This window comes from Streptomyces sp. NBC_00683 (genome assembly GCF_036226745.1).
GTDB lineage: Bacteria > Actinomycetota > Actinomycetes > Streptomycetales > Streptomycetaceae > Streptomyces.
The window spans coordinates 1788677-1812170 of record NZ_CP109013.1; the positions used below are offsets into that span (position 1 = coordinate 1788677).

A 23494-nucleotide genomic window follows, 5' to 3' on the forward strand; every position below is an offset into this window, starting at 1 on the left:
GGGGGCCGGCTGGTCGTTCCTCCGGCGGCGGACGGTGCCCGCCGTGCTCGATTCTGCCATTCCCGGGCCCCCGGAACCGCTGGACGGCCCGGGGACGGGGAACATCAAGGACGGCTACGGGGTGTCGTCGCCGGCCGGACGGCCGCCGATGTGGTCCGGCGCGGGGGCCCGCTCGAGCTCGTGGCTGAGCTCCTCCAGTTCGCTGCCACCGGCCATCTGACGGGTCAGTTCGTCGAGCGTGATGCTGTCCCGGGTGTGGCTGCCGGACATTGCGCCGCGCTTCAGCAGGACGAAACGGTCGCCCACGAGGTAGGCGTGGTGCGGGTTGTGCGTGATGAGGACCACGCCGAGCCCCGCGTCCCGGGCGGCCGCGACGTACTTCAGCACGACACCGGACTGCTTGACGCCGAGCGCCGCGGTGGGCTCGTCCAGGACGAGGACCTTGGCGCCGAAGTACACGGCACGGGCGATGGCCACGCACTGGCGCTCACCGCCGGACAGGGTGCCGATCGGCTGGTCGACGTCCCGCAGGTCGATGCCCATGCGCAGCAGCTCCGCGCGGGTCGTCCTGCGCATCAGCTCCACGTCGAGGCGCTTGAACGGGCCGGTCCCCTTCGTCGGCTCGGAGCCGAGGAAGAAGTTGCGCCAGACCGGCATCAGCGGGACGACGGCGAGGTCCTGGTAGACGGTGGCGATGCCCCGGTCCAGGGCGTCGCGCGGGTTGGCGAGCGTGGTCTCCTCGCCGTCGATCAGGAACGTCCCGGAGTCGTGCCGGTGCAGTCCCGCGATGATCTTGATGAGGGTGGACTTGCCCGCGCCGTTGTCCCCGAGGACACAGGAGATCTCGCCCGCGTGGACCTCCAGCGAGACGTTCTCCAGGGCCTTGATGTTGCCGTAGAACTTGCTGACGTGCTCGAGCGCGACGAGCGCCCGCTGGGCCGTGTCCCGGGGAGCCGGATCCTGGGGGGCCGTCATTTCGTCGCCTCCGCGCGCTTGCGTACCCATGCGTTGAGCAGGGTGGCCAGGAGCAGCATCGCTCCCAGGAAGAACTTGAACCAGTCGGGGTTCCACTCCGCGTACACGATGCCCTTGCTGGTCATGCCGAAGATGATCGCGCCGACCGCGGAACCGATCGCGGACCCGTAGCCGCCGGTGATCAGGCAGCCGCCGATGACGGCCGCGATGATGTACGTCAGCTCGTTGCCGACGCCCTCGCCCGACTGCACCACGTCGTAGGAGAACAGCAGGTGCTGTCCGGAGACCCAGGCGGCGAAGGCGACACCGAGGTAGAGCCCGACCTTCGTACGGATCACCGGTACACCGACCGCCCGCGCGGCGTCGGCCTCGCCGCCGACGGCGAAGATCCAGTTCCCGAAGCGGGTGCGGAGCAGGATCCAGGTGGCGACGGCGACGATCACCACCCACCACAGGATGGTGACCTTGAGCTCGATGTCGCCGATCGTGAGGTGGGAGGCGAAGACCTTGCGGGCCGAGTCGAAGCCCTCCATGTCGCCGATCGCCTTGGTCGACACGGTGCCGCTGATCAGCTTGGTGAAGCCGAGGTTGAGGCCGGTCAGCATCAGGAACGTGCCGAGCGTGATGATGAAGCTGGGCAGCTTGGTGCGGGTCAGCATGAAGCCGTTGAACGCACCGAAGCACAGGGTGACCAGCAGCGACACGAAGACGCCGACCCAGACGTTGGCCGTCATCTGGTAGCTGAACATCGACGAGATCAGCGCGGAGCTGGTCACCATCACACCGGCGGAGAGGTCGAACTCGCCGCCGATCATCAGGAGCGCCACCGGCGCCGCCATGATCCCGATGGTGGACGCCGCGTACAGCACCGTGCCGAAGCTGGACATCTGCAGGAAGTTGTCGGCGACGACCGCGAAGAAGAGGAAGACGGCCACGGCACCGACGACGGAGCCGAGCTCGGGGCGGCCGAGGAGCCTGCGCAGCGGTGAGGTGCGCAGCAGCCGTTCGTCGGTCTTCTCCGGGGCCACCGGTTGCCCGGTCGCTGTCATCGGGTCCCCCGCTTCGTGTACTCGGCGAGCTCGTCGGCGTCGTCGGCGGTGATGATCTGCGGCCCGGTCAGGACGGGCAGGCCTCCGCCGAGCACGTTGCGGTTGTAGCGGTAGAGCCAGAGCAGGTCGACGGCCTCGTACCCCTGGAGGTAGGGCTGCTGGTCGACGGCGAAGCCGAGCGTCTTGTTCTGCAGGCCGGTGGCGACACTGGCGTTCAGGTCGAAGGTGTCGATCTCGGCCTTGCTGCCCGCGGTCTCCTTCGCCTTGACCGCGGCCGCGGCGAACGGGGCGCCGAGGGTGACGACCGCGTCGATGCTCTTGTCGGCGTCGAGCTTCGCCTCGATGGAGGCCTGGACGTCGGGCATGTTGGTGCCGTCGACGTACAGGTTCTGCATGGTGCCGTCGAAGCTCTCCTTCGCTCCGCCGCAGCGCTGCTCGTGGCCGACGTTGCCCTGTTCGTGCAGGACGCAGAGCGCCTTCTTGCGGCCCCGCTTGTCGAGCTCGTCGCCGACGGCCTCGCCCGCGATGGCCTCGTCCTGTCCGATGTGGGTCAGGGCGCCGAAGGACTTGGACTCGGCGGAGCCGGAGTTCACCGTGATCACGGGGATGCCGGCCTCGGTGGCCTTGGCGACGACGGCCTTCATCGCGTCGGGCTTGGCCAGCGAGACGATCAGCCCGTCGACGCCCTTGTCGATCGCGGTCTGGACGAGCTCGGCCTGCTGCTGCGCCTCGTCGTTGTGCGAGTAGAGGAAGTTGATGTTGTCCTTGAGGGCTGCCTGCTCGGCGCCCTTCTGGACGATGTCCCAGAAGGTGTCGCCGTCGCCCGAGTGGGTGACCATGGCGAAGGTCCAGCGGGGCGTGTTCACCGCGGACCGGCCCTCTGCGGCCTCCTCGGCCGCGCGCTCCTCCGCCCGCTTGCCACCGGTGCTGCTGCATCCCATGAGGGAGGCTCCCAGCACCGCTGCCAGCACGGCACCCATCGCACGTACCCCTGTCCGAACCCTTGCCACGACGCCGTGCCCTTCTTGTGCTGCTCGCTGTGCTGCCTGGTGGAGCCGGGGAGAGTGGACTCCCGGCCCGGCCGCCCAAGTATCCCCGAGCCGGTGCCGCCGTCGCTCGGCAGGGGCTCGGCGGCGATTCGGCACGGCCACGGTCCGGCCCGTCATCGGGTTCCGCGAGCGGTGTACTTCTCGAGCAGCGGTACGTCGTCGGCGGTGACGATCGCGGGCCCGGTGAGTACGGGTTTCCCGCCGCCGATGACGTTTCCGTTGGACCGGTTGAGCCAGAGCTCGTCGACGGCGAGGTAGCCCTGGAGGTAGGGCTGCTGGTCGACGGCGAAGCCGATCTCCTTTGCCTTCAGCTGCTTGACGACCTCGGCGTTGAGGTCGAAGGTGTCGATCTCGGCCGTGCTCCCCGCGCCCGCCCTGGCCTTGACCGAGGCGGCGGCGAAGGGGGCGCCGAGGGTGACGACCGTGTCGATGCCCTTGTCCGCCTGCAGTTTCGCCTCGATGGAGGAGGTGGCGGCGGGCATGTTCGTGCCTTCGACGCCGAGGTTCTCCACCGTGCCGCCGAACGTCTTCTTCACGCCCGCGCAGCGCTCCTCGAGGGACACGTTGCCCTGTTCGTGGATGACGCACAGGGCCTTCTTCCGGCCGCGCGCGTTGAGCTCCTCGCCGACCGCCTGGCCCGCGACCGCCTCGTCCTGCCCGATGTGGCCGAGGGCGCCGACCGCCTGGGAGTGCTGCGCGCCCGAGTTGATGGTGACGACGGGGATGCCGGCTTTCACGGCCTTGGCCACCACGTCCCGGACGGCTTCCGGTTTGGCGAGGGTGACGACGATTCCGTCGACCTTCTGGTCGATGGCGGCCTGGACGAGCTGGGCCTGCTCCTTGCCCTCCTTGTTGGCCGAGTAGAGGAAGTCGACGTTGTCCTTGGCCGCGGCCTGCTCGGCGCCCTTGCGGACGATGTCCCAGAAGGTGTCGCCCTCGCCCGAGTGCGTGACCATCGCGATCCTCATCTCCGGGGTGGAGACACCCCGGGGGCCTTTCGGGGCGCCGTCCCCGGAGCCGGCCTCGGAGTCCTTGCCGCCGGAGCCGCTGCATCCGGCGACCGCGAGGGCGCATACGGCGATCAGGACTGCTGCCGTGCGAGTCGTACGCATCGTGGGCCCGCCTTCTCTCCCGGCCGCCCGAGTGCGGCTGGGGGAGTTCTAGCGGCCTTACATGGTCACGTCAAGAGTTTGTCCGAACATTCTTACCGAGAGCGGGACGGGGAGGAGGGCTCAGGGCCGTACCAGCAGCTGGAATTCGAACGCGTACCGCGAGGCACGGTAGACGTGGGAGCCGAACTCGACCGCCCTGCCTCCGTCGTCGAACGTGGTCCGCTCCATCGTCAGCAGCGGCGCCCCTTCGTCCTCCATGAGCCGCTTCGCCTCCTCCGCGGTCGCGGCCCGCGCCCCGACGGACTGGCGGGCGCTGTGCAGCGTGATCCCCGACAGGCGCATCATCCGGTAGAGCCCGGTCGACTCCAGCCGCTCGGTGGTCAGTTCGAGCAGGTCCGGGGGCAGATGGTTGCGCAGGAGAGCCATGGGCTCGTCGTGCGCGTACCGCAGCCGCTCCACGAGATGGACGTCGCTGCCCTCCTCGACACCGAGCGCCGCGGCGACCTCGGCCGTCGCCGCCTCGACCGTGTTGCGCAGGACCCGGGTCGCGGGGTGCTGACCGGCCGCCTCCAGATCGTCGTAGAGGCTGCTCAGTTCGAGCGGGCGCTTGATCCGGCTGTGGACGACCTGGGTGCCCACGCCCCTGCGGCGCACCATCAGCCCCTTGTCGACGAGCGACTGGATGGCCTGGCGGACGGTGGGCCTGGACAGGCCGAGCCGTGCGGCGAGTTCCAGCTCGTTGCCGAGGAGGCTGCCGGGTGTGAGCCTGCCCTGCTCGATGGCCGCCTCCAGCTGCTGGGCCAGCTGGTAGTAGAGCGGGACGGGGCTGGTGCGGTCCACGCCAAGCCCCAGAGCGGCGGAGTCGGCGGTGGGTTTGGACACGGCAGGGAGCGTACCCCGTCCCGCACCACAGCACCCTTCGATTTGTCAGGACATATAGTTGACAGGGCACCGGGCGGGCGGCACGTTGGGTCCATGCGCATCGGACTCATCGGCACCGGCCGGATCGGCTCCTTCCACGCGGGCGTCCTGGCACGCCATCCCGGGGTCGACACCCTGGTGGTGACGGATCCCGACGCGGCCCGCGCCGCACAGGTCGCGGGCCGGACGGGTGCGACGGCCGTCGCTTCCGCCGCCGACGTCCTCGGCGCGGGGGTGGACGCCGTGGTGATCGCCTCGGCCACCTCCGCGCACGCGGAGCTCATCGGCCGGGTGGCACGGGCGGGTCTGCCCGCCTTCTGCGAGAAACCGATCGCGCTGGACCTGCCGGGGACGCTCGGCGCACTGCGCGAGGTCGACCGGGCGGGCAGCGTGCTCCAGCTCGGTTTCATGCGCCGGTTCGACCCCGGCTACGCCGCGGCACGCGCGGCCGTGCGCGGCGGCGCCCTGGGCAGGCTGCACACCGTACGGGCGACGACCTCCGACGCCGCTCCGCCGCCCGCCGCGTATCTGCCGCTCTCCGGGGGCCTGTTCAGGGACTGTCTCGTACACGACTTCGACATCCTGCGCTGGGTGACGGGCCGTGAGGTGACCGAGGTGTACGCCACCGGGTCGGATGCCGGGCACCCGATGTTCCGGGCGGCGGGCGATGTCGACACTGCGGCCGCCCTGCTGACCCTGGACGACGGAACACTCGCCACGGCCACCGCCACCCGGTGCAACGGGGCGGGATACGACGTACGGATGGAACTGGCGGGCGAGCAGGACCAGATCACGGTCGGCCTCGACGACCGTACGCCGATCACGTCGGCCGAGCCGAAGGGGCCCGCGGCCCCTGACAAGCCGTGGCCGGGCTTCCTGGAGCGGTTCGCCGCGGCGTACGAGGCGGAGCTGGACGCGTTCGTACGCGTCGTCCGCGGTGAACTGGCGAACCCCTGCGACGGCCGGGAGGCGCTGCACGCCCTGCGCATCGCCGAGGCCTGCGAACTGTCGCGCCGCGAGCGCCGCCCCGTGCTGATGACCGAGCTCGCCGGGGGCTGACGTCAGGCTGCCGGCCCGGTCGAGAGAACCGTCCCCTGGGCGACCGCGCACAGCACCTCGGCCCCCTCGTCGTCCACGGTGTACAGCTCGCAACGCACGACGGCCTGTCGGCGGCCGGTGTGCACGACGGTGGCCCTGGCAACGAGGGTGCGGCCGGCCGCGGGGCGGACGTACTGGATGGAGAAGCCGCCCGTGAGCACGGCGGGGCCGAGCGTCGTCCCGGCCGCGAAAGTGATCGAGTTGTCGGCCGCGTAGGCCAGCACGCCTCCGTGCAGGTACCCGTTCTGCTGCTCCAGGTCCTCACGGACGTCGATCTCGAGGGTGGCCGCCCCGTCCCCGAACTCCGTGATCCGCGCACCGACGAGCCCGCTGAAGGGCTGACTGTCGAGGATCTTCTGTGCCATCCGCAGAGACGGTTCCGTCATGGCGTTTCTCCCGATTCCGTTCCTACCAGCTCACGGGCAGACTACGGACCCCCCGGATCAGCATCCCCGGCAGCCAGTCCGGCTCCCCGCCGTCCGGATCCCGTACGAGGCCGGGGCACCGGTCCAGCAGGGCGCGGATCGCGATCCGCCCCTCCATCCGGGCCAGCGGTGCGCCCATGCAGAAGTGCATGCCGTGCCCGAACGCGAGGTGCCCCTGGGCGTCGCGCCGTATGTCGAAGGTGTCCGGGTCCGGGTAGCGGTCGGGGTCGCGGTCCCCCGAGCCGAGGGCGACCAGGACCGCCTCCCCCGCCGGAATGACACGGGAGCCGACGGGGACCGGCTCCCTGGTGAAGCGGAGGGTCGCGTTCTCGACCGGTCCGTCGTACCGGAGCATCTCCTCGACGGCCCCGTCGATGAGCTCCGGATCGGCCCGGAGCAGGGCGAGTTGATCGGGGTGGTCGAGCAGCGCGCGTACCCCGTTGGCGATCAGGTTCACCGTCGTCTCGTGGCCCGCCACCAGGAGCAGAAAGGCCATGCCGACCAGTTCGTCGGACGACAGCCGGTCGCCCCCCTCGTCGCGCGCCTGGATCAGGGCGCTCAACAGGTCGTCGCCGGGCGCGCAGCGCTTGTCCTCGATCAGCTCGTCGAGGTAGGCGCCCATGGCGTGGACCGCCGCGTCCTCCTTCTCGTGCGAGACGGGCGCGACGATGGCGTTGGACAGCAGCCGGAAGGCGTCCCGGTCCAAGCCGGGTACGCCGATGAGTTCGCAGATCACCGTCATCGGCAGGGGGAAGGCGAGCGCGTCGACGAGGTCGGCGCTCCCGGCGGGCACCATCGCGTCGAGGAGTCCGGCGGTGATCTGCTCGATCCGCGGACGCAGCGCCTCGATCCGCCGGGGGGTGAACTCACGGGCGACGAGCCGCCGCAGCCTCGTGTGATGGGGTGCGTCCAGCTCCAGCATGCTCGCGTTGATCGGACTGCCCGCCGCCGACCAGCGCTCCGCCACCCGCCGGTCCTTGCTGAACCGCTGGTCCGCGAGGGCCGCGCGGGCCTCCTCGTATCCGACGATCAGCCAGATGCGGTCGAAGTTGTCGGTACGGACGGCGTGCAACGGCCCCTCGGCGCGCAACTTCGCGTAGTGCGGATACGGATTCGCCGTGAAGTCCCGCACCTCACGCAGATCGATCACGGACATCGGCCCGCCCCCTGTCCTGGTCTGACTCCGTTCAGCGTAGGCCGCCGTCGGCCGGTCCGTCCTCGTCCAGCAGGCCCGCGTCGTGGACCAGCAGCGCGATCTGGACACGGTTGTTGAGCCCGAGTCTGGCGAGGATCCGGGAGACGTGCGTCTTCACCGTGGCCACACTCAGATAGAGGGTGGCGGCGATCTCCGCGTTGGAGCTGCCGCGTCCGACGGCCAGCGCCACGTCCCGTTCGCGGTCCGCGAGCTCGGCGAACCGTTGCCGCGCACGGTCCGCTCGGGCCGGCCGGTCGTCCGCCGTGCCGCCCGCGGCACGGGCCATGAGACGGCGGGTGACGGCGGGTGAGAGGACGGGCTCGCCGGCTGCGACGCGCCGGACCGCTTCGACGATCTGGGCGGGCGGGGTGTCCTTCAGGACAAATCCTGCCGCCCCCGCGCGGATGGCCCGCAGCACCTGTTCATCGGCGTGGAAGGTGGTGAGGACGACGACCTCGGGGGCCTCGGGCCTGCTTCGCAGTGCCTCGGTCGCGGCCAGTCCGTCCATGACGGGCATCCGGATGTCCATCAGCACCACGTCGGGGCGCAGCCGGTCGACCAGGCCCTCGACCTCGGTGCCGTCGGCGCCCTCCCCCACGATGTCGATGCCGTCGGCTCCGCCGAGCATCAGGGTGAGCCCGGCCCGTACGAGCGGGTCGTCGTCGACGATGAGCAGCCGGACCGGTCGTGGTGGTACCTCGGGCGTCGGGGTGTTCATGCGGGCCACGGTAGCCAGGCCCGGACACCGAATCCGCCGTCGGGCCCGGGTCCGTGCTCCAGGCCGCCCCCGGCCAGGGTGGCGCGCTCGGTGAGGCCGATGAGGCCCTGGCCCGATCCGGGGACCCGCTCGAAGGGTTCGGTGGGGGCGGGGTTGCGGACCTCGATCGTGAGCCCGTCGCCCGGGCCGCCGGTCACGGTGACGGTGACCGGGGCGCCGGGTGCGTGTTTGCGGGCATTGGTGAGGGCTTCCTGTGCGATGCGGTAGACGGTGCGTCCGGTGGCCGCGGGCGCCTCGGCCGGGTCGGCGACGCGGTTGTCCAGGGTGACCTTCATCCCGGCCGACACCGACTCCTCGACCAGCGCGTCCAGGGTGACGAGCGTGGGCTGCGGCCGGTTGCCCTCGTCGCCCTCCCCGGGGCCGCGCAGGACGCCGATGATCTCGCGGAGGTCCTGGAGCGCCTCGTGGGCGCTGTCCCGGATGACTCCGGCGGCCCTGCCGACCTCGGCGGGGGGTGCGTCGGGCCGGAATTCGAGGGCTCCCGCGTGGACGCTGAGCAGGGTCAGGCGGTGGGCGAGGACGTCGTGCATCTCGCGGGCGATGGCCTCACGGGCCAGCCGCTGGGCCTGTTCCGCCCGGAGTGCCGCCTCGGCCTCCGCCCGGCGCGCCCGTTCACGCAACGTGACCACGAGCTGGCGCCGTGACCGTACGACCATGCCCCAGCTGACCACCAGCAGGACCAGCAGCACCCCGATGATCGTGGAGGCGATGAAGGAGGTGGTCGGGTCCGGGCGGAGCAGGGGTTGCAGGGGGGCCACGGCGAGGGCGCCCGCGCCGACGATCGCCACCGGCTTGAACGGCCGGTGCACGGCCAGGCTGAACAGGGCGATCAGCAGCGCGCCGGCCGCGACGGGTTCCACGATGCCGACGGCGGTCAGCGACACCGCGAGCCCCACGGGCCAACGGCGCCGGAGCCAGAGGGCGCAGCAGGCGGCGGCACCGACCAGGGAGTCGACGAAGACGACACCGTCCGGGGTGGTGTGGTCCGCGTCGATCGCGGCGAGGGCGAGCACCCCGATGGAGGCTGCGCAGAGGAAGGCCGTGATGTCGTCGATCCAGTCCCGTACGGTCCGGCGCGACCGGCCCCCGTCGCCGCCGGACAGCTCGTGGTCGGCCAGGGCCGAGGGCAGCAGCCAGCGGTACTCCGTGCGCGTCATATCGACAAAACTACGCAGGCCGGGGCCGCCGCAGGCCCGTTGCGGCCGGGGCAGAGACCGAAGTCGCACGATCCCAGACTTTCGGCGGGCCCCGCACGACCGGTGGCCGATGCCGGGGCGGGGCGGTGCGCGACAGGCTCGGGTCATGAAGAAATTCGTGGAGACGGCCGGGTTCATCGTGTTCGTCCAGGGGGCCGCCGGACTGCTCTACGAGTGGACGAGGTGGTTCCGGCTGTGGGCCGTGGTGGCGCGACTGGACTTCCTCGACGACCACGGGCTCTTCGTCAGCATCGTGCTGGTGGTGACGGGTGGGGCGGTGATGATCGCGGCGGACCGCATCAGGGCGTAGCCGTCCGCCTGTCCACGCTGCGGCGCCCCCAGGCGGTACCCCCCAGCACGAGCACCGCGCCCAGCCCTCCGAGGAGGCCCAGCCGCTCGCCCCCGAGGGAGATGCCCACCGCGGCCGCCCAGAGCGGTTCCGTACCGAGCAGCAGGCTGACGCGGGACGGCGAGGTACGGCGTACGGACCACGCCTGCACGAAGAACGCGAAGAGCGTGCAGAAGACGGAGAGGAAGACCAGCCCGGCCCACTCGGCGGCGCCGAAGTCCGCCGCCACCGTCCAGGGGGCCGGGCCCGTCCCGGGGACCGCGGCCAGCACGGCGAAGACGGCGACCGCGCTGCCGAGCTGCACGGTGGTCAGCGACAGCGAGTCCGCCGACCGGATCGCTTTGATGCGGGACATGGCCAGGACGTGGACCGTGCGGGCGAGGGCGGCGAGCAGCATCAGGAAGTCCCCCGCCGAGGGGCTGGTGAATCCGCCGCCCTGGGTCAGGAGCACGACACCGGCGACCGAGAGGCCGGCCGCGGCGAGAAAGGCCCTGGGCGGCCTGATCCCGGTGACCGCGGCCTCGGCGAGCGGCGTGAAGATCATGGTGAGGCTGATGATGAGACCGGCGTTGGTCGCCGAGGTGTGCACGACGCCGTACGTCTCCAGCAGGAAGATCACGCTGAGTACCAGTCCCAGCAGCCCGGCGCCCCTCCACTGCTCCGCACTCAGCGCCCGCAGCTTGCGCCGGCCGGCCACGGCGAGGACCGGCAGCACGATCGCGAAGCGGAGCACCAGCACGGCGATCACGGTGTGCGTGGTGGTGATGCCCTTGGCCGCGAGGTAGCTGGCGCCCCAGACGAAGGCGACGAGCAGTACGGGCAGATCGGTGGCCCACGCCCGGCGGGGCGGGGCGAGGGCGGGCAGGGCGACAGAGGACACGTCGGCTTCTCCTGGTTCTCCACAGCGGGAAACGATGTGGAGACCTCGCCGGCTCACACGCGGAGCGATCACGCTACCCGGCGCGCGCCACCTGCGGGAACACCTGTCCGGTGACCGGACCTGTCACGCGCCCTCAGGGGTTGTCCCCCGTCGAAGCGGTCCTCCGCCGGTGGCGGGACATCCTAGAATGTCGGTCTTATGGCCCTCTGAGACACGGAGTTGACGCATGGCTGGAGCGCGGCCGGACGGACGGGTCGAGCGGGGCAACCAGACCAGGCAGCTGGTTCTGGAGCATGCGGTCCAGGTCGCCTCGACGGAGGGCCTGGAGGGCCTGTCGCTCGGGAGGCTGGCCACGGAACTGAAGCTGAGCAAGAGCGGGGTGTTCGCGCTCTTCGGCTCCAAGGAGGAGCTCCAGCTCGCCACGGTGCGCGCCGCCGTGACGGTCTTCGTGGAGCACGTGCTGACACCGACCAGGGCGGCGGCCCCGGGGCTGGGCCGTGTCTGGCGCATGTGCGAGAGCTGGCTCTCCTACTCGAGCCGGCGGGTGTTCCTCGGCGGCTGCTTCTTCTACTCGACGATCGCCGAGTTCGACTCCCGTGACGGCAAGGTGCACGACGCACTGGCCTCCTCGCAGACCGGCTGGGTCACGTTCGTGGAGGAGACCATCGACGAGGCCAGGGTCCGGGGCGAGCTCGCCGAGGACACGGACGTCTCCCAACTGGCCTTCGAGCTGATCGCGTTCATGGAGCTGGCCAACGCGGAGTCGGTCCTGCACAGCAACACTCCCGGCTACGCGAAGGCGGCGCGGGCGATCCTCGCGCGCCTGCGCGGCGCCGCGACGGACGTCTCGCTGCTGCCCGCAGCCCCCTGAACGCCGCGACGGCTCACCGGTCGCACCGGCGATCCTCCTCCGCGGCCTCCCGGGGCCTGACTCGCCGGTCGGCCCCGGCAGTCCGCACGTCCGCTCCTGCGGAACCGGCCCCCGGACGCAACTCATTCGGCAGGCCCGGCGGGCGCCGGGCTCCCTGTCCGTTTCCCGCCGGTGAGCGGGCTTCCGGAGGGCTTTCCTTATTGTTGCCGCCGCCGAACGGCGCGGCAGCTCCGGCAGACAGGGAAATACGCGATGACCAGCACCAACAGGACCGCGCTCGTGACCGGCGGAAGCCGCGGCATCGGTGCGGCGACCGCCCTCAGGCTCGCCCGGGACGGCGTCGACGTGGCACTGACGTACGTCCGTGACAAGGAGGCCGCCGAGGCAGTCGTCCGCCGGATCGAGGGGTACGGCCGCCGCGCGGTCGCCCTTCACTCGGACGCGGCCGACGCCGGTGCGGCCGAGGCGGCCGTGCACGAGGCGGCGGACACGCTGGGGCGGCTCGACATCCTCGTCAACAATGCGGGTATCGGTGTCCTCGGCCCCATCACGGACCTGACCACTGCCGACGTGGACCGGGTACTCGCCGTCAACGTGCGCGCCGTGTTCCTGGCCTGCCGGGCGGCCGCGGGACGGATGGCGGACGGCGGGCGCATCATCTCGCTCGGCACCGCGCTGAGCAGGCACGCGGGCGGTCCCGGCGGCTCGCTCTACGCCATGAGCAAGTCCGCCCTGGCCGGTCTCACCAAGCCGCTCGCCCGCGAGCTCGGCCCGCGCGGCATCACGGTGAACATCGTCCAGCCGGGCCCTGTCGACACCGACCTCAACCCGGCGTCCGGCCCGTTCGCCGCCGGGCAGCGGTCCGCCACCGCACTGGACAGGTTCGGCACGGCGGACGAAGTGGCCTCCCTGATCGCCTACTTGGCGAGCGACGAGGCCGCGTACATCACCGGGACCGAGGTGGTGGTGGACGGAGGCCACGCGGCCTGATCGTCACGGATCGAACACTTCGGCCGCGACCGGCACGGGGGTGGGGTGGGATGGCTCCATGCGAGCCCTTCTCACCACCGCCGCCGGAGTCTGCGCACTGGTGGCACTCACCGCCTGCACGCACGGGGCGGCGACTTCGCCCGGGCAGCGGCCGACCACTTCGGCGCCCACGAGCGCACCGGTGGACACAGCGGCTCTGGAATCGTCCGTACGCGCCTATGTGAAGGCCTACTACGAGCCCGACACCGCCGCCGCCTACCGGCTCCTCTCCGCGACGTGCCGGGACCAGTGGACCGAGGAGTCCTTCGCCGAACTCCCCGAACGGGCGACGGCGACGGCCCGGCAGCTCGGAACGACGTACACCCTGCGGCGACTGACCGTGGGCAGGGTCACGAAGGACACCGCACAAGTGACCTACGGCGTCGGTGAGCCGAGATTCGACGAGACGTCCACATGGGTCCTGGAGGACGGCGGGTGGCACAACGACCTCTGCTGACTGGGGCCCCGCCGCGCTGCCCCGTACCGCTGCCGGTCATACGCTGACGGGGACGACAGCGAACGAAGTGGGAGACCATGAGCCAGACCCCGACCCCGGTCCACACCCTCAACGACGGCCGCACCGTCCCCGCGGTGGGTCTCGGCACCTGGCCGCTCGACGACGAGGCGGCCGAGCAGGCGGTCGCCGGGGCGCTGGGCCTCGGCTACCGGCTCGTGGACACCGCTCTGAACTACCGCAACGAGACCGGCACCGGACGCGGGATCGCCCGCAGCGGCGTACCGCGCGAGGACGTCTTCGTGACGACCAAGGTGCCCGGCCGGCATCACGGGTACGAGGAGACGCTGGCCTCCTTCGAGGAGTCCCGGGGCAATCTCGGGCTGGAGTACGTCGACCTGTACCTCATCCACTGGCCCCTTCCCGGCGTCGGCAGGTTCGTGGACACCTGGAAGGCGATGATCAAGCTCCGCGAGGAAGGGCTCGTACGTTCCATCGGCGTCTCCAACTTCACCGCGGCCCATCTGGCCCGGCTGGAGCAGGAGACGGGCGTGCTGCCCGCGGTGAACCAGATCGAGATGCATCCGCTGCTGCCGCAGGAGGAGTTGCGGGCGGTGCACGCCGAGAAGAGCATCCTCACGGAGAGCTGGAGCCCGCTGGCCCGGGGGCGCAAGGTGCTCGAGGCCCCGGAGGTCGTGGCTGCCGCCGGGGCGCACGGGGTGACGCCGGGCCAGGTCGTGCTGCGGTGGCACACGCAGCTCGGTGCGGTACCGATCCCGAAGTCGGCCGATCCCGGGCGGCAGCGCGAGAACCTGGACCTGTTCGGGTTCGAGCTGACGCCCGAGGAACTGGCAGGGATCGGGGGCCGGCCGCAGCACCGCTTCGGCGGCGACCCCGAGACGCACGAGGAGTTCTGACGTCGGGCCGGGTGCCGCGACCGGTTGCCGCAGGCGGCCGGCCGACGCCCGGGTCACCGGTTGCGGGGGGTGACCTCCGACATCCGGGACCAGTCGTCGCCCGGCACCTCGACGTTGATGATCTCCGGGACCTCGGAGACCAGCCCGGACATCGTCTCGATCGCCGCCTTGAAGTGCTGCGAGTTCACGTGCGCCACACCCGCCTCCTGAGAGGCGAAGGCTTCGAGCAGGACGAACTGGTCCGGGTTCTCGACGCTGTACGACCACTCGAAGAAGAGGTTGCCCGGCTCCTGACGGGTGGCGAGGGTGAAGTCGTCGACCGCCGGGAGCCAGTTGTCACGCTCGGCGGTACGGACGGTGAACCTGACGGCGATGAAGATCATGGCGACTCCTGGTCGACGGCGTGCCGCGGTGCGGGCGTCGACCAGGGTCCCATATGCCATCAACCAGGGCATGCCCGGCACACCCGTGTGCCGCCGACGGGCCCTGCGGTTCTAACCGCCCAGCTCCTCATGACGGGCGGCCAGCCGGTCCGCCCCTTGTTCGGTCAGCGAGCCGAGGAGCCGCAGCCGGGAGATCCCGCCGTCCGGGAAGATGTCGATCCGGACGTGCGTGCCGAGCGCGGGCTCCGTGAGGACGAAGCGGTGGTTCGTGTCGGGCTGCAGCCGGGTGCGGGGCAAAATCTCGGTCCAGTCACCGCTGCTCCCGTCGCGCACCGAAAGGGTCGCCCATCCCGCCGCGTTGCCCTTGAGGTAGGCGGTGTCGATCTCGACGGCGCGGATCTCCGACTGCGCGGCCAGCCGGTAGCGGATCCAGTCGTTGCCCTTGTCCCGCCTGCGCCGCGTCTCCCAGCCGTCGTCCATCTTGCGGGAGCGGCCGGGCGCGATGGTGTTCGTGGCCGGGGAGTAGAAGCGGTCGGAGGCGTCCTCGACCTGACCGCCGTTCTCCAGGGCCACGAGGTCGAACGTACCGAGGGCGGACAGCCAGGCGGGGTCGGGGGCCACTTCGCCGTGGACCCTCAGCCGGGCTATGCCGCCGTCCGGGTGCTGGTTGACCCTGAGGTGGGTGAAGCGCTGCCCGGCGTCGACCGTGAAGCCGTTGGCCGCGTGGCCGCCGACGGCCGTACGGGGTACGAGTGTTGTCCACTTCACGTCGGGTGCGAGGAGGTCCTCGGGCGACGGGGAGCCGGGCACCGAGGTCGCCTCGACGGAGACCGACTGCGGGTAGTTTCCACGGAAGTGGGCGGTGTCGACGACGAGTCCGCGCACGACTCCGGGTGCGCCGAGGCGTACGAGGGCCCAGTCGTGGTCCTCGTCGGTGGGGTGCGGCTCGGCGGCACCGGTACCGCGTCGGCGGCGGGTCTCCCAGCCGTCCATGATCTTGCCCTTGTGCCCGAAGCGCTCCGGGTCGAACGCGGCGGGCTCCGGCTTCAGCAGATTCTCGCGCTCGGCGAAGAACTCGTCGTTGGCGGCGATCACGCCGGCGCCGAGCCGGCGGTCGGCGAGGTCCACGAGATGGGTGAAGGGAAAGTCCGCGGTCCGGTAGTCGGCGTACTCGTCGCCACCTCCGTACGGGCTCGCGTCGCCGGTGAAGTGGGGTGTCGCCGTCATGGTCAGTGGTTCCTTTCGAGGAGGCGGCCGGTGGGTTCGCCGAGTACGCCGTCGGCGGCGATCCGCTGCCCGCGCAGCCAGGTCGACCTGACGACGCCGTACAGCGTCCGGCCCGCGTAGGCGGTTACCTGGTTGCGGTGGAAGAGCTCGGCCGGGTCGACGGTGAAGGTCTCGTCGGGGGCGAGGACCGCGAAGTCCGCGTCGTGTCCGGCCTCGATGGCGCCCTTGCGGGTGAGACCGGCGAGCGCGGCGGGGGCGGCGGACATCCAGCGGGCTACGTCGTCGAGCGTGTGGCCGCGCCTGCGCGCCTCGGTCCAGATGGCGGGGAGACCCAGCTGGAGGGAGGAGATGCCGCCCCACGCGGAGGCGAAGTCCGGTGTCTTGAGGTCGGTGGTGCAGGGCGAGTGGTCGGAGACGATGCAGTCGATGGTGCCATCCGCGAGGCCCGCCCACAGCGCGTCCTGGTTGGCGGCCTCCCTGATGGGCGGGCAGCACTTGAACTCCGTCGCACCGTCGGGGACTTCCTCCGCCGTGAGGGTGAGGAAGTGCGGGCAGGACTCGACGGTGACGCGTACGCCCTCGCGCTTGGCGGCGGCGATCAGCGGCAGGGCGTCGCTGGAGGAGAGGTGCAGGACGTGGACGCGGGCGTTCAGCCGCTTGGCGTGGGCGATGAGCCCCTCGATGGCGGTGTTCTCGGCGTCGCGCGGCCGGGAGGCGAGGAAGTCGGCGTACGCGGGGCCGCTGCGCTGCGGTGCGGACGCCAGGTGGTGCGGGTCCTCCGCGTGCACGATCAGGAGTCCGCCGAATCCGGCGATCTCGGCCATGGAGCGGGCCAGTTGCTCCTGGTCAAGCTCGGGGAACTCCTCGACCCCGGAGGGCGAGAGGAAGCACTTGAAGCCGAAGACCCCGGCCTCGTACAGCGGACGCAGATCCTTCGTGTTCGACGGGATCGCACCGCCCCAGAATCCGGTGTCGACGTGCGCCTTGGGCGCCGCCACCTGCTGCTTGGTACGCAGGTGCGGGACGGTGGTGGTCGGCGGGAGGGAGTTGAGCGGCATGTCCAGCAGCGTGGTGATGCCGCCTGCCGCGGCTGCCCGGGTGGCGGTCCAGAAGCCTTCCCACTCGGTGCGGCCGGGGTCGTTCACATGGACGTGGGTGTCGACGAGGCCGGGCAGCAGTACGTCGTCGCCGAAGTCCTCGGTACGTGCCCCGTCGGGCACCTCGGTGTCGTAGGGCAGGACCGCCTCGATCGTCCCGCCGGCGACGACGACCGCGGCCGCGCGGGTCCCCTCGGGGGTGACGACGCGCGTCGAGCGCAGTACCAGTTTCATGTCCGCCTTCACGTCCGCACCGGGCACCCGTGCTCCTCACTCAGAATTTCAACGAATTGTTGAAGGAGTCTTCACTCGGGAAAGCACCCCGTCAAGACCTCACTTTCCCCGCGGGGCGACGAGCGGGCCACCGGCGGCCCCGGAACGGTGCAGATTGGAGAATTCCACAAAGTAGAAGTCCAATTTCGCCAGGCGGAACGTAGAATGGGCCAGGAGCGGCACCACCACACTCCGGACAGACCGTGGCCCGGACTGTCGACACCGGGACAAAACAGGTTCTGACCGGCAAGGACGCCGCACCGGGAGCAGTGGGCCGATCGGGAGCAGCCCGGTAGGCTGCTGCCTTGCCTCCGCTTCGAAAGGACCGTTGACGTGCCGCCGTCCCACGCCAGCACTTCCGACTCCAAGCCCGCCGGTCCCAGTGGCGGGGTGCAATCCCTCGAGCGCGCCTTCGATCTGCTGGAGCGCATGGCGGATGCCGGGGGCGAGGTCGGGCTCAGCGAACTCTCCGCGAGCAGTGGCCTTCCGCTGCCGACCATCCACCGGCTGATGCGCACGCTGGTCGTGTGCGGCTACGTGCGCCAGCAGCCCAACCGCCGCTACGCGCTGGGCCCGCGGCTGATCAGACTCGGCGAGTCCGCGTCCCGGCTGCTGGGCACCTGGGCGCGTCCGTATCTCCAGCGCCTGGTCGAGGAGACCGGCGAGACGGCGAACATGGCGCTGCTCGACGGGGACGAGATCGTCTACGTCGCACAGGTGCCCTCGAAGCACTCGATGCGCATGTTCACCGAGGTGGGACGCCGGGTTCTCCCGCACTCCACGGGGGTGGGCAAGGCCCTGCTCGCGAACACGCCGGCGGACGAGGTCCGGGCACTGCTGGCCCGTACGGGAATGCCCGCGGCCACCGAGAAGACGATCACCACACCGGACGGCTTCCTCGACGCGCTCGAACAGGTGCGCAGGGCCGGCTACGCGGTGGACGACAACGAGCAGGAGATCGGGGTCCGCTGCCTCGCGGTGTCCGTGCCCAACTCCCCCACTTCGGCCGCCATCTCCATCTCGGGTCCGGCGGGACGGGTGACGGAGGCGGCGACGGAGCGGATCGTGCCGATCCTCCAGCAGATCTCGAAGGAGCTCTCCGAGGCCCTGGCCAGCAACGGCTCGACGGGCTGAACCACCGGGGCCGGGACGGCCCCCGCGGTCAGACCCGCAACGGCACCGACAGGCAGCCGTCCCCCATCGCCACCGTCCCGTCCGCCCGGTCCAGGTGGGCCCGGTCGTGGGTGACCATCACCGTCGCCGTCGACCATTGCCGGGTCAGCCCGGTCAGCAGGTCGAGGACCGCCGCGCCCCGTTCGTGGTCGAGCGCGCTGGTCGGTTCGTCGACGAGCAGCACCGCAGGTTCGTTCATCAGGGCCCGCGCGATGTTGACCCGCTGGCGCTGACCACCGGACAGCTGGTGCGGTCTGCGGTCGGCCTTGTCCGCCAGACCCACCGCGTCCAGGAGCTCCAGTGCCCGGCGCCTTGCTGCCCGTGCCGAGCCGCGCGACAGGTGGGTCATGACCTGCAACTGCTCCGCGGCGGTCAGGGAGGGCAGCAGGTTCGGCTGCTGGAAGACGATGCCGATGCGCTCCCGGCGCAGCGCCGCCCTGTCCGCGCGGCTGAGCCCGGCGGTCTCCGTACCCGCGACGACGACTCGTCCACGGTCCGGAGTGACGAGCGTGGCCGCCACCGCGAGGAGGCTGGACTTGCCGGAGCCGGACGGTCCGACGACCGCGGTCAGCGAGCCCGCGGCGACGTCCAGCGAGACCTGGTCGAGCGCCGTGAGCCGGCCGTCCCCGTCGGGGTAGGTCAGGGTGACGTCGCTGAGGGTGAGGGTCATCGGGCACTCCCGAGTGCGGTGAGCGGGTCGACGGCGGTGATCCGCCGGATGGACAGGGCGGCCCCGAGCACGCCGAGGGCGATCATCACCGCGGCCGGCACGAGGACGGTCGACGCGTCGAGGACGAACGGCACGGTGCCGTCCGGGCCCCCGACCAGCGCACCGATGCCCGCGGCGAGCCCGGCGCCCGCCCCCGTACCGAGGGCGAGCATCACCACGGCCTGTCCGAGCGCGTCCCGCAGCAGGTACGGGGTGGAGGCGCCCAGGGCCTTGAGTACGGCGACGTCGCCGCCGCGCTGGATCGTCCAGACGGTGAAGAAGGCGCCTATGACCAGCGCGGAGATGGCGAAGAGGAAGCCGCGCATCAACTGGAGCGAGCCGTTCTCCGCCTGGTACGAACCGATCGCCTGCAGGGAGCCGTCGAGAGTCAGGGTGCTCGTGCCCGCCGCCCTGTCACCGGCGGCCGGATCGGCGTCGGCGGTCGTGGTCAGGGCGACCACGGTGGCCTGATTCCCTGTGCCGCCGATGCGCTGCCAGTCGGCGAGGGACGTCCACACCACCGGCGTATGGCTGTACGAGGCGTCACCCCGAACCGCGTCCACGGTCACTTCGACGGCGCCGAGCAGGACCGTGTCGCCGGCCCCGGCGCCGAGGTCGTCCGCGGCCTTCTCCGAGAGCACGACCCGGCCTGCTCCCACGGTGCCGGGCGCGAGCCCTCCGTGCGGGTCGACTCCGAACGCCGAGACCGCGGCCGTGCGGTCGCCGTCGGCCGTCCCGGCGTTCAGCGTCCGGATCCCGAGCGGCTCCGCGGCGGTGACCCCGGGCCGGCCGGCCCAGGTACGCCAGGCACTCTCCTCGACGGTCGAATCCGTGAACGACTCCGACTGGCCGTCCGGCGGGGCGGCGAACGCGAGCCGGTCGGCGTTCAGCCCTGTCACGGCCGAGGTGTTCTCCCTGGCCAGGCCGGCCGTGAGACCGGACAGCAGGCCCACCAGCAGCGTGATCAGCACCACGACCGTGCCCATGAGGGCGAACCGTCCCTTGGCGAACCGCAGGTCTCTCCATGCAACGAACATGACTCCAGACTCGGGCCGCGGGCCTCGGGAGACATCGCGCGCCGGAGGGGGCGGACATCAACCTTTCGATTGACCGGCCGCGCGTCCGGCGCGTCTACGCTGGAACGACCATGGATTCGCGTTCGCACACCCCAGTAACCGCCGCGCTGCGGCTCTGCCTGCACGCGCTGCTGCTGGGCCTGCTGGCGCTGGCCGCCGCACGCGCGACGGGCGACGGCACGGCGCACTCCACCGCCGTCGTCGTCGTGGCAGGGGTGATGGCCGCCCTGTACGCGGCGGGCGCGCTCACCCCCCTCGTACAGCCGCAGACCCGTGCCGCCGCCGTCTGGCTCGCCGCCCTGGGCGCGGTCTGGCTCGCCCTGCTCGCACTGTCGTCCGACGCCCTGTGGGTGGCCTTCCCGCTCTACTTCCTGCAGCTGCACCTGCTCCCCGTGCGGTGGGGCCTGCCCGCCGTGGCGGCCACGGCGGCGGCTGCGATCACCAGCTTCGTCGTGCACGGCGACGCCGTCACACCTGGCACCTTCATCGGGCCGCTGCTCGGTGCGGCGGTGGCCGTGGCGACCGTGCTCGGGTACGACGCGCTGTTCCGGGAGAGCGAGCAGCGCCGCGAGCTCATCGAGGAGCTCGTCTCCACCCGGGCGGAGCTGGCCGACGCCGAACGCACCGCGGGCACCCTGGCCGAACGGGAGCGGCTGGCCCGCGAGATCCACGACACGCTCGCCCAGGGCCTGTCCAGCATCCAGCTGCTCCTGCGGGCCGCCGAACGCACGCTCCCCCAGGATGCTCCGGCCACCCCCCATGTCCGCCGGGCCCGTGAGGCGGCACAGGAGAATTTGGCCGAGGCCCGCCGCTTCGTGCGCGCCCTTAGCCCGCCGGACCTGGAGCACGGTTCGCTGGCCGCTGCCCTGTCCCGTCTCTCGTCGCGCACCTCGGCACCGGAGCTCACCGTGCAGTTCGCGGTCAGCGGTACGCCGGTGGAGCTGCCCACTCCGTACGAGGTGGCGTTGCTCCGTACCGCCCAGTCGGCGCTGGCCAATGCGGTGCGCCACTCGGGTGCGCGGCGGGCGGAGATCACCCTCAGCTTCATGGGGACGTCGGTGGCCCTGGACGTGGTGGACGACGGGAAGGGCTTCGACCCGGCGGCTGACGGGAAGCGCGGGGGCACGGAGAGCGGGGGCTTCGGGCTGCCCGCCATGCGCTCGCGGGCCCGCTCGCTGGGCGGCACGCTGAGCGTCGAGTCGGCGCCGGAGCAGGGTACGGCCGTCGCCGTCACGCTGCCGCTGCCGTCCGCCGAGCCGGAGGGCGCCGCCGCATGACCGACCCGATCAGGCTGCTGCTCGCCGACGACCACCCGGTGGTCCGGGCAGGCCTGCGCGCCCTCCTCGACACCGAGCCGGACTTCCGGGTCGTCGCCGAGGCGTCCACGGCGGAGCAGGCCGTGGCCCTTGCCGCGACCGGGCAGTTCGACGTCGTCCTGATGGACCTGCAGTTCGGCACGGGGATGCACGGCTCGGAGGCCACGGCCGCGATCACCGCGGCGGCGGACGCGCCCCGGGTGCTGATCCTCACCACGTACGAGTCGGACGCGGACATCCTGGCCGCGGTCGAGGCGGGGGCCGGCGGCTACCTGCTGAAGGACGCCCCGCCCACGGAGCTGGCGGCAGCGGTGCGCACGGCGGCTGCCGGCCGCTCGGCGCTCGCCCCGGCGGTCGCGCACCGCCTGATGGACCGGATGCGGACCCCTGCCCAGGCCCTGACCAAACGTGAACTCGAAGTGCTCCAGCTGGTCGGTGAGGGCCTGTCGAACCAGCAGATCAGCAAGCGGCTCTTCCTGAGCCAGGCAACGGTGAAGTCCCATCTGGTGCACATCTACGCCAAGCTCGGCGTCGACTCACGCACCTCGGCCGTCGCCGCGGCGACCGCACGCCGCCTGATCCGCCGCTGACCGGACGCGCTTCCCCCACGGGCGCGGCGGCAGCTCCGGCGGACCGGCCCGTCACGGCGCCCTCACGGGCGCGGCGGCTCCCCGAAGAGGTCCACGGCGATCCTGACGTCCCGCAGGCCGGGAGCGAGTGCGCTGACCGAGCCGATCGCCCCCGCCACCAGGAGGAGGGAGCGTCGCAGCCGGGGAATCTCGGGCGTTCCGCTGACCGCCATGGCGTCCAGCGCGGCCAGCTCGTCCTCGGCGATTCCGCGGTCGGGGAACTCCACGGGGTGCCCGGCCAGTTCACGGCGGAGCCGGGACACGGCCGTACGCAACTCCGCGACTCTCGGATCCTCATCACTGCCGGTCAACCGCTTCTGCCCCACGCTTCGCAACAAAGCACTCCCCCTCGCACGTTCTGTGCCGGTGTACCGACCAGGTCCCGGGCGGCGGTCAAGTGCCTGGGTCCGTCGTCAAGTTAACGCCATGAAAGGTGGCGTGCGCCACTCCGCGGCCGGAAAATGAGGGTACTCCCTGAGAGTGACCTCCATTTCGCCAGTGCGAACAGAGCAGTGGTATCCAGAGCGCATGGCTGACAAACAAAGGATCCCCGTCGTCGCCGGCGTGCTGCTCGCCGCAGGCGGCGGCCGCAGGCTCGGCGGCCGGCCGAAGGCCCTGCTGGAACACCGCGGGCGCCCCCTGGTCGAACACGCGGTCCGGGCACTGCGCAACGGCGGGTGCGGCCCGGTCCATGTGGTGCTGGGCGCCTCGGCCGACGAGGCACGGGCACGGGCGGACCTCTCCAGGTGCACGGTGACCGTGAACCCCCGCTGGGAGGACGGCATGGGCTCCTCGCTGCGTGCGGGGCTCGATGCGCTCACCGGTTCGGACGCGGACGCGGCACTCGTCCTGCTTGTCGACCAGCCGGGTATCGGCGCGGAGGCGGTGGCGCGGGTGCGGTCGGCGTACCGGTCCCGGACGAGCCTGGTGGCGGCGACGTACGACGGGCAACGGGGCCATCCGGTGATGTTCGGCGCCGAGCGGTGGGCGGACGTCGGGGCGGGCGCGGTCGGCGACCAGGGTGCGCGGGCGTATCTGCGGACGCACCGCGATGCGATCACGCTCGTCGAGTGTTCCGATGTGGCTCAGGCGTACGACATCGACACGGCGGAGGACCTGGGGCACCTGGAATGAACGGAGGGTACCCACCCTGGCACGGTGCGCCATCTCCTCCCCACTTCTGTCGACCCGGAGAATCTCGATATCAACAAACCATTGAACTTCCACCATGAGGAAACTAATATCCACTGATCAGAAGCGCGGAGTACCACTTCCGCACCCGGACGGCACCCACGGCCGCATCCCGGAGCCAT

26 protein-coding genes are annotated in these 23494 nt (G+C 71.4%); 10 read left to right on the forward strand and 16 right to left on the reverse strand.

Annotation, left to right across the window (positions count from 1 at the left end):
• Positions 1-114: 114 nt before the first annotated feature.
• The 5 genes from OG257_RS07865 to OG257_RS07885 all read right to left on the reverse strand — a co-directional run bounded on the left by OG257_RS07865 (position 115) and on the right by OG257_RS07885 (position 5067).
• Complete coding sequence (locus OG257_RS07865) at positions 115-975, reverse strand: ATP-binding cassette domain-containing protein (protein ID WP_329205982.1); 861 nt, start codon at positions 973-975, stop codon at positions 115-117.
• Entirely contained in the window at positions 972-2024 is a 1053-nt protein-coding gene (locus OG257_RS07870) for an ABC transporter permease (protein WP_329205983.1), read from the reverse strand. The genes OG257_RS07865 and OG257_RS07870 overlap by 4 nt, the downstream gene beginning before the upstream one ends.
• Positions 2021-3034 (reverse strand): sugar ABC transporter substrate-binding protein, encoded by a 1014-nt coding sequence (locus OG257_RS07875; RefSeq protein WP_443054328.1) that lies wholly within the window; start codon positions 3032-3034, stop codon positions 2021-2023. Before OG257_RS07875 ends, OG257_RS07870 begins: the two co-directional genes overlap by 4 nt.
• 152 nt (positions 3035-3186) lie before the next feature.
• Positions 3187-4185 carry a sugar ABC transporter substrate-binding protein gene (locus tag OG257_RS07880; protein WP_329205987.1) on the reverse strand — a complete coding sequence of 333 codons (999 nt, stop codon included), beginning with the start codon at positions 4183-4185 and terminating at the stop codon, positions 3187-3189.
• A gap of 120 nt (positions 4186-4305) precedes the next feature.
• A complete protein-coding gene (locus OG257_RS07885; RefSeq protein WP_329205989.1) occupies positions 4306-5067 on the reverse strand; it encodes a GntR family transcriptional regulator in 762 nt (253 codons plus the stop codon).
• Between the two features lie 93 nt (positions 5068-5160).
• Between OG257_RS07885 and OG257_RS07890 the strand changes: the two genes are divergently transcribed.
• Positions 5161-6165: a Gfo/Idh/MocA family protein gene (locus tag OG257_RS07890; protein WP_329205991.1), complete on the forward strand. Its 1005-nt coding sequence runs from the start codon at positions 5161-5163 to the stop codon at positions 6163-6165.
• Between the two features lie 2 nt (positions 6166-6167).
• Here OG257_RS07890 and OG257_RS07895 read toward each other — a convergent pair whose 3' ends face one another.
• From OG257_RS07895 to OG257_RS07910, 4 genes are read right to left on the reverse strand one after another with little or no spacing between them, the layout of a single operon-like run.
• Complete coding sequence (locus tag OG257_RS07895; protein ID WP_329205993.1) at positions 6168-6590, reverse strand: PaaI family thioesterase; 423 nt, start codon at positions 6588-6590, stop codon at positions 6168-6170.
• Positions 6591-6612: 22 nt separating this feature from the next.
• A complete protein-coding gene (locus tag OG257_RS07900) occupies positions 6613-7785 on the reverse strand; it encodes a cytochrome P450 family protein (RefSeq protein ID WP_329205996.1) in 1173 nt (390 codons plus the stop codon).
• A 31-nt stretch (positions 7786-7816) separates the two neighbouring features.
• Positions 7817-8542, reverse strand: a complete 726-nt coding sequence (locus tag OG257_RS07905; RefSeq protein WP_329205998.1) for a response regulator transcription factor — start codon at positions 8540-8542, stop codon at positions 7817-7819.
• Positions 8539-9759: a sensor histidine kinase gene (locus tag OG257_RS07910; protein ID WP_329206000.1), complete on the reverse strand. Its 1221-nt coding sequence runs from the start codon at positions 9757-9759 to the stop codon at positions 8539-8541. Before OG257_RS07910 ends, OG257_RS07905 begins: the two co-directional genes overlap by 4 nt.
• Positions 9760-9904: 145 nt before the next feature.
• Between OG257_RS07910 and OG257_RS07915 the strand changes: the two genes are divergently transcribed.
• A complete protein-coding gene (locus tag OG257_RS07915; protein WP_329206002.1) occupies positions 9905-10108 on the forward strand; it encodes a hypothetical protein in 204 nt (67 codons plus the stop codon).
• On the opposite strand, the gene OG257_RS07920 is transcribed toward OG257_RS07915, so the two are convergent.
• A complete protein-coding gene (locus tag OG257_RS07920) occupies positions 10098-11027 on the reverse strand; it encodes a DMT family transporter (protein ID WP_329206004.1) in 930 nt (309 codons plus the stop codon). The genes OG257_RS07915 and OG257_RS07920 overlap by 11 nt on opposite strands.
• A 226-nt stretch (positions 11028-11253) precedes the next feature.
• Between OG257_RS07920 and OG257_RS07925 the strand changes: the two genes are divergently transcribed.
• The 4 genes from OG257_RS07925 (at position 11254) to OG257_RS07940 (ending at position 14298) form a co-directional block, all read left to right on the forward strand.
• The gene (locus tag OG257_RS07925; RefSeq protein ID WP_329206006.1) at positions 11254-11898 is read left to right on the forward strand and encodes a TetR/AcrR family transcriptional regulator; all 645 of its coding nucleotides are present in this window, start codon (positions 11254-11256) and stop codon (positions 11896-11898) included.
• 252 nt (positions 11899-12150) lie between these two features.
• On the forward strand, positions 12151-12888 hold the full coding sequence (locus OG257_RS07930; protein WP_329206008.1) for an SDR family NAD(P)-dependent oxidoreductase: 738 nt from the start codon (positions 12151-12153) through the stop codon (positions 12886-12888).
• 58 nt (positions 12889-12946) lie between these two features.
• Positions 12947-13384, forward strand: coding sequence for a hypothetical protein (locus OG257_RS07935; protein WP_329206009.1), 438 nt, complete (start codon positions 12947-12949; stop codon positions 13382-13384).
• A 77-nt stretch (positions 13385-13461) separates the two neighbouring features.
• Complete coding sequence (locus OG257_RS07940) at positions 13462-14298, forward strand: aldo/keto reductase (protein WP_329206010.1); 837 nt, start codon at positions 13462-13464, stop codon at positions 14296-14298.
• A 53-nt stretch (positions 14299-14351) separates the two neighbouring features.
• On the opposite strand, the gene OG257_RS07945 is transcribed toward OG257_RS07940, so the two are convergent.
• From OG257_RS07945 to allB, 3 genes are all read right to left on the reverse strand, one after another.
• Entirely contained in the window at positions 14352-14681 is a 330-nt protein-coding gene (locus OG257_RS07945; protein ID WP_329214970.1) for a putative quinol monooxygenase, read from the reverse strand.
• A 111-nt stretch (positions 14682-14792) separates the two neighbouring features.
• Positions 14793-15908 (reverse strand): allantoicase, encoded by a 1116-nt coding sequence (alc, locus tag OG257_RS07950; protein ID WP_329206011.1) that lies wholly within the window; start codon positions 15906-15908, stop codon positions 14793-14795.
• 2 nt (positions 15909-15910) lie between these two features.
• On the reverse strand, positions 15911-17239 hold the full coding sequence (gene allB, locus OG257_RS07955; protein ID WP_329214971.1) for an allantoinase AllB: 1329 nt from the start codon (positions 17237-17239) through the stop codon (positions 15911-15913).
• Positions 17240-17611: 372 nt separating this feature from the next.
• On the opposite strand from allB, the gene OG257_RS07960 reads away from it, so the two are divergent.
• On the forward strand, positions 17612-18412 hold the full coding sequence (locus tag OG257_RS07960; protein ID WP_329206012.1) for an IclR family transcriptional regulator: 801 nt from the start codon (positions 17612-17614) through the stop codon (positions 18410-18412).
• 28 nt (positions 18413-18440) lie between these two features.
• Here OG257_RS07960 and OG257_RS07965 read toward each other — a convergent pair whose 3' ends face one another.
• Together OG257_RS07965 and OG257_RS07970 are read right to left on the reverse strand one after the other, a co-directional pair.
• Positions 18441-19121, reverse strand: coding sequence for an ABC transporter ATP-binding protein (locus tag OG257_RS07965; RefSeq protein WP_329206013.1), 681 nt, complete (start codon positions 19119-19121; stop codon positions 18441-18443).
• On the reverse strand, positions 19118-20197 hold the full coding sequence (locus OG257_RS07970) for an ABC transporter permease (RefSeq protein WP_329206015.1): 1080 nt from the start codon (positions 20195-20197) through the stop codon (positions 19118-19120). Before OG257_RS07970 ends, OG257_RS07965 begins: the two co-directional genes overlap by 4 nt.
• 110 nt (positions 20198-20307) lie before the next feature.
• Here OG257_RS07970 and OG257_RS07975 point away from each other — a divergent pair, with 110 nt between their 5' ends.
• Together OG257_RS07975 and OG257_RS07980 are read left to right on the forward strand one after the other, a co-directional pair.
• Positions 20308-21513, forward strand: coding sequence for a sensor histidine kinase (locus tag OG257_RS07975; protein WP_329206017.1), 1206 nt, complete (start codon positions 20308-20310; stop codon positions 21511-21513).
• The gene (locus OG257_RS07980) at positions 21510-22142 is read left to right on the forward strand and encodes a response regulator transcription factor (protein WP_329206019.1); all 633 of its coding nucleotides are present in this window, start codon (positions 21510-21512) and stop codon (positions 22140-22142) included. The genes OG257_RS07975 and OG257_RS07980 overlap by 4 nt, the downstream gene beginning before the upstream one ends.
• Before the next feature lie 62 nt (positions 22143-22204).
• Here the strand turns inward: OG257_RS07980 and OG257_RS07985 are convergent, their stop codons facing one another.
• Complete coding sequence (locus OG257_RS07985; protein ID WP_329214973.1) at positions 22205-22507, reverse strand: DUF5955 family protein; 303 nt, start codon at positions 22505-22507, stop codon at positions 22205-22207.
• Positions 22508-22709: 202 nt separating this feature from the next.
• On the opposite strand from OG257_RS07985, the gene OG257_RS07990 reads away from it, so the two are divergent.
• Entirely contained in the window at positions 22710-23315 is a 606-nt protein-coding gene (locus tag OG257_RS07990; RefSeq protein WP_329206020.1) for a nucleotidyltransferase family protein, read from the forward strand.
• Positions 23316-23494 lie beyond the last annotated feature (179 nt).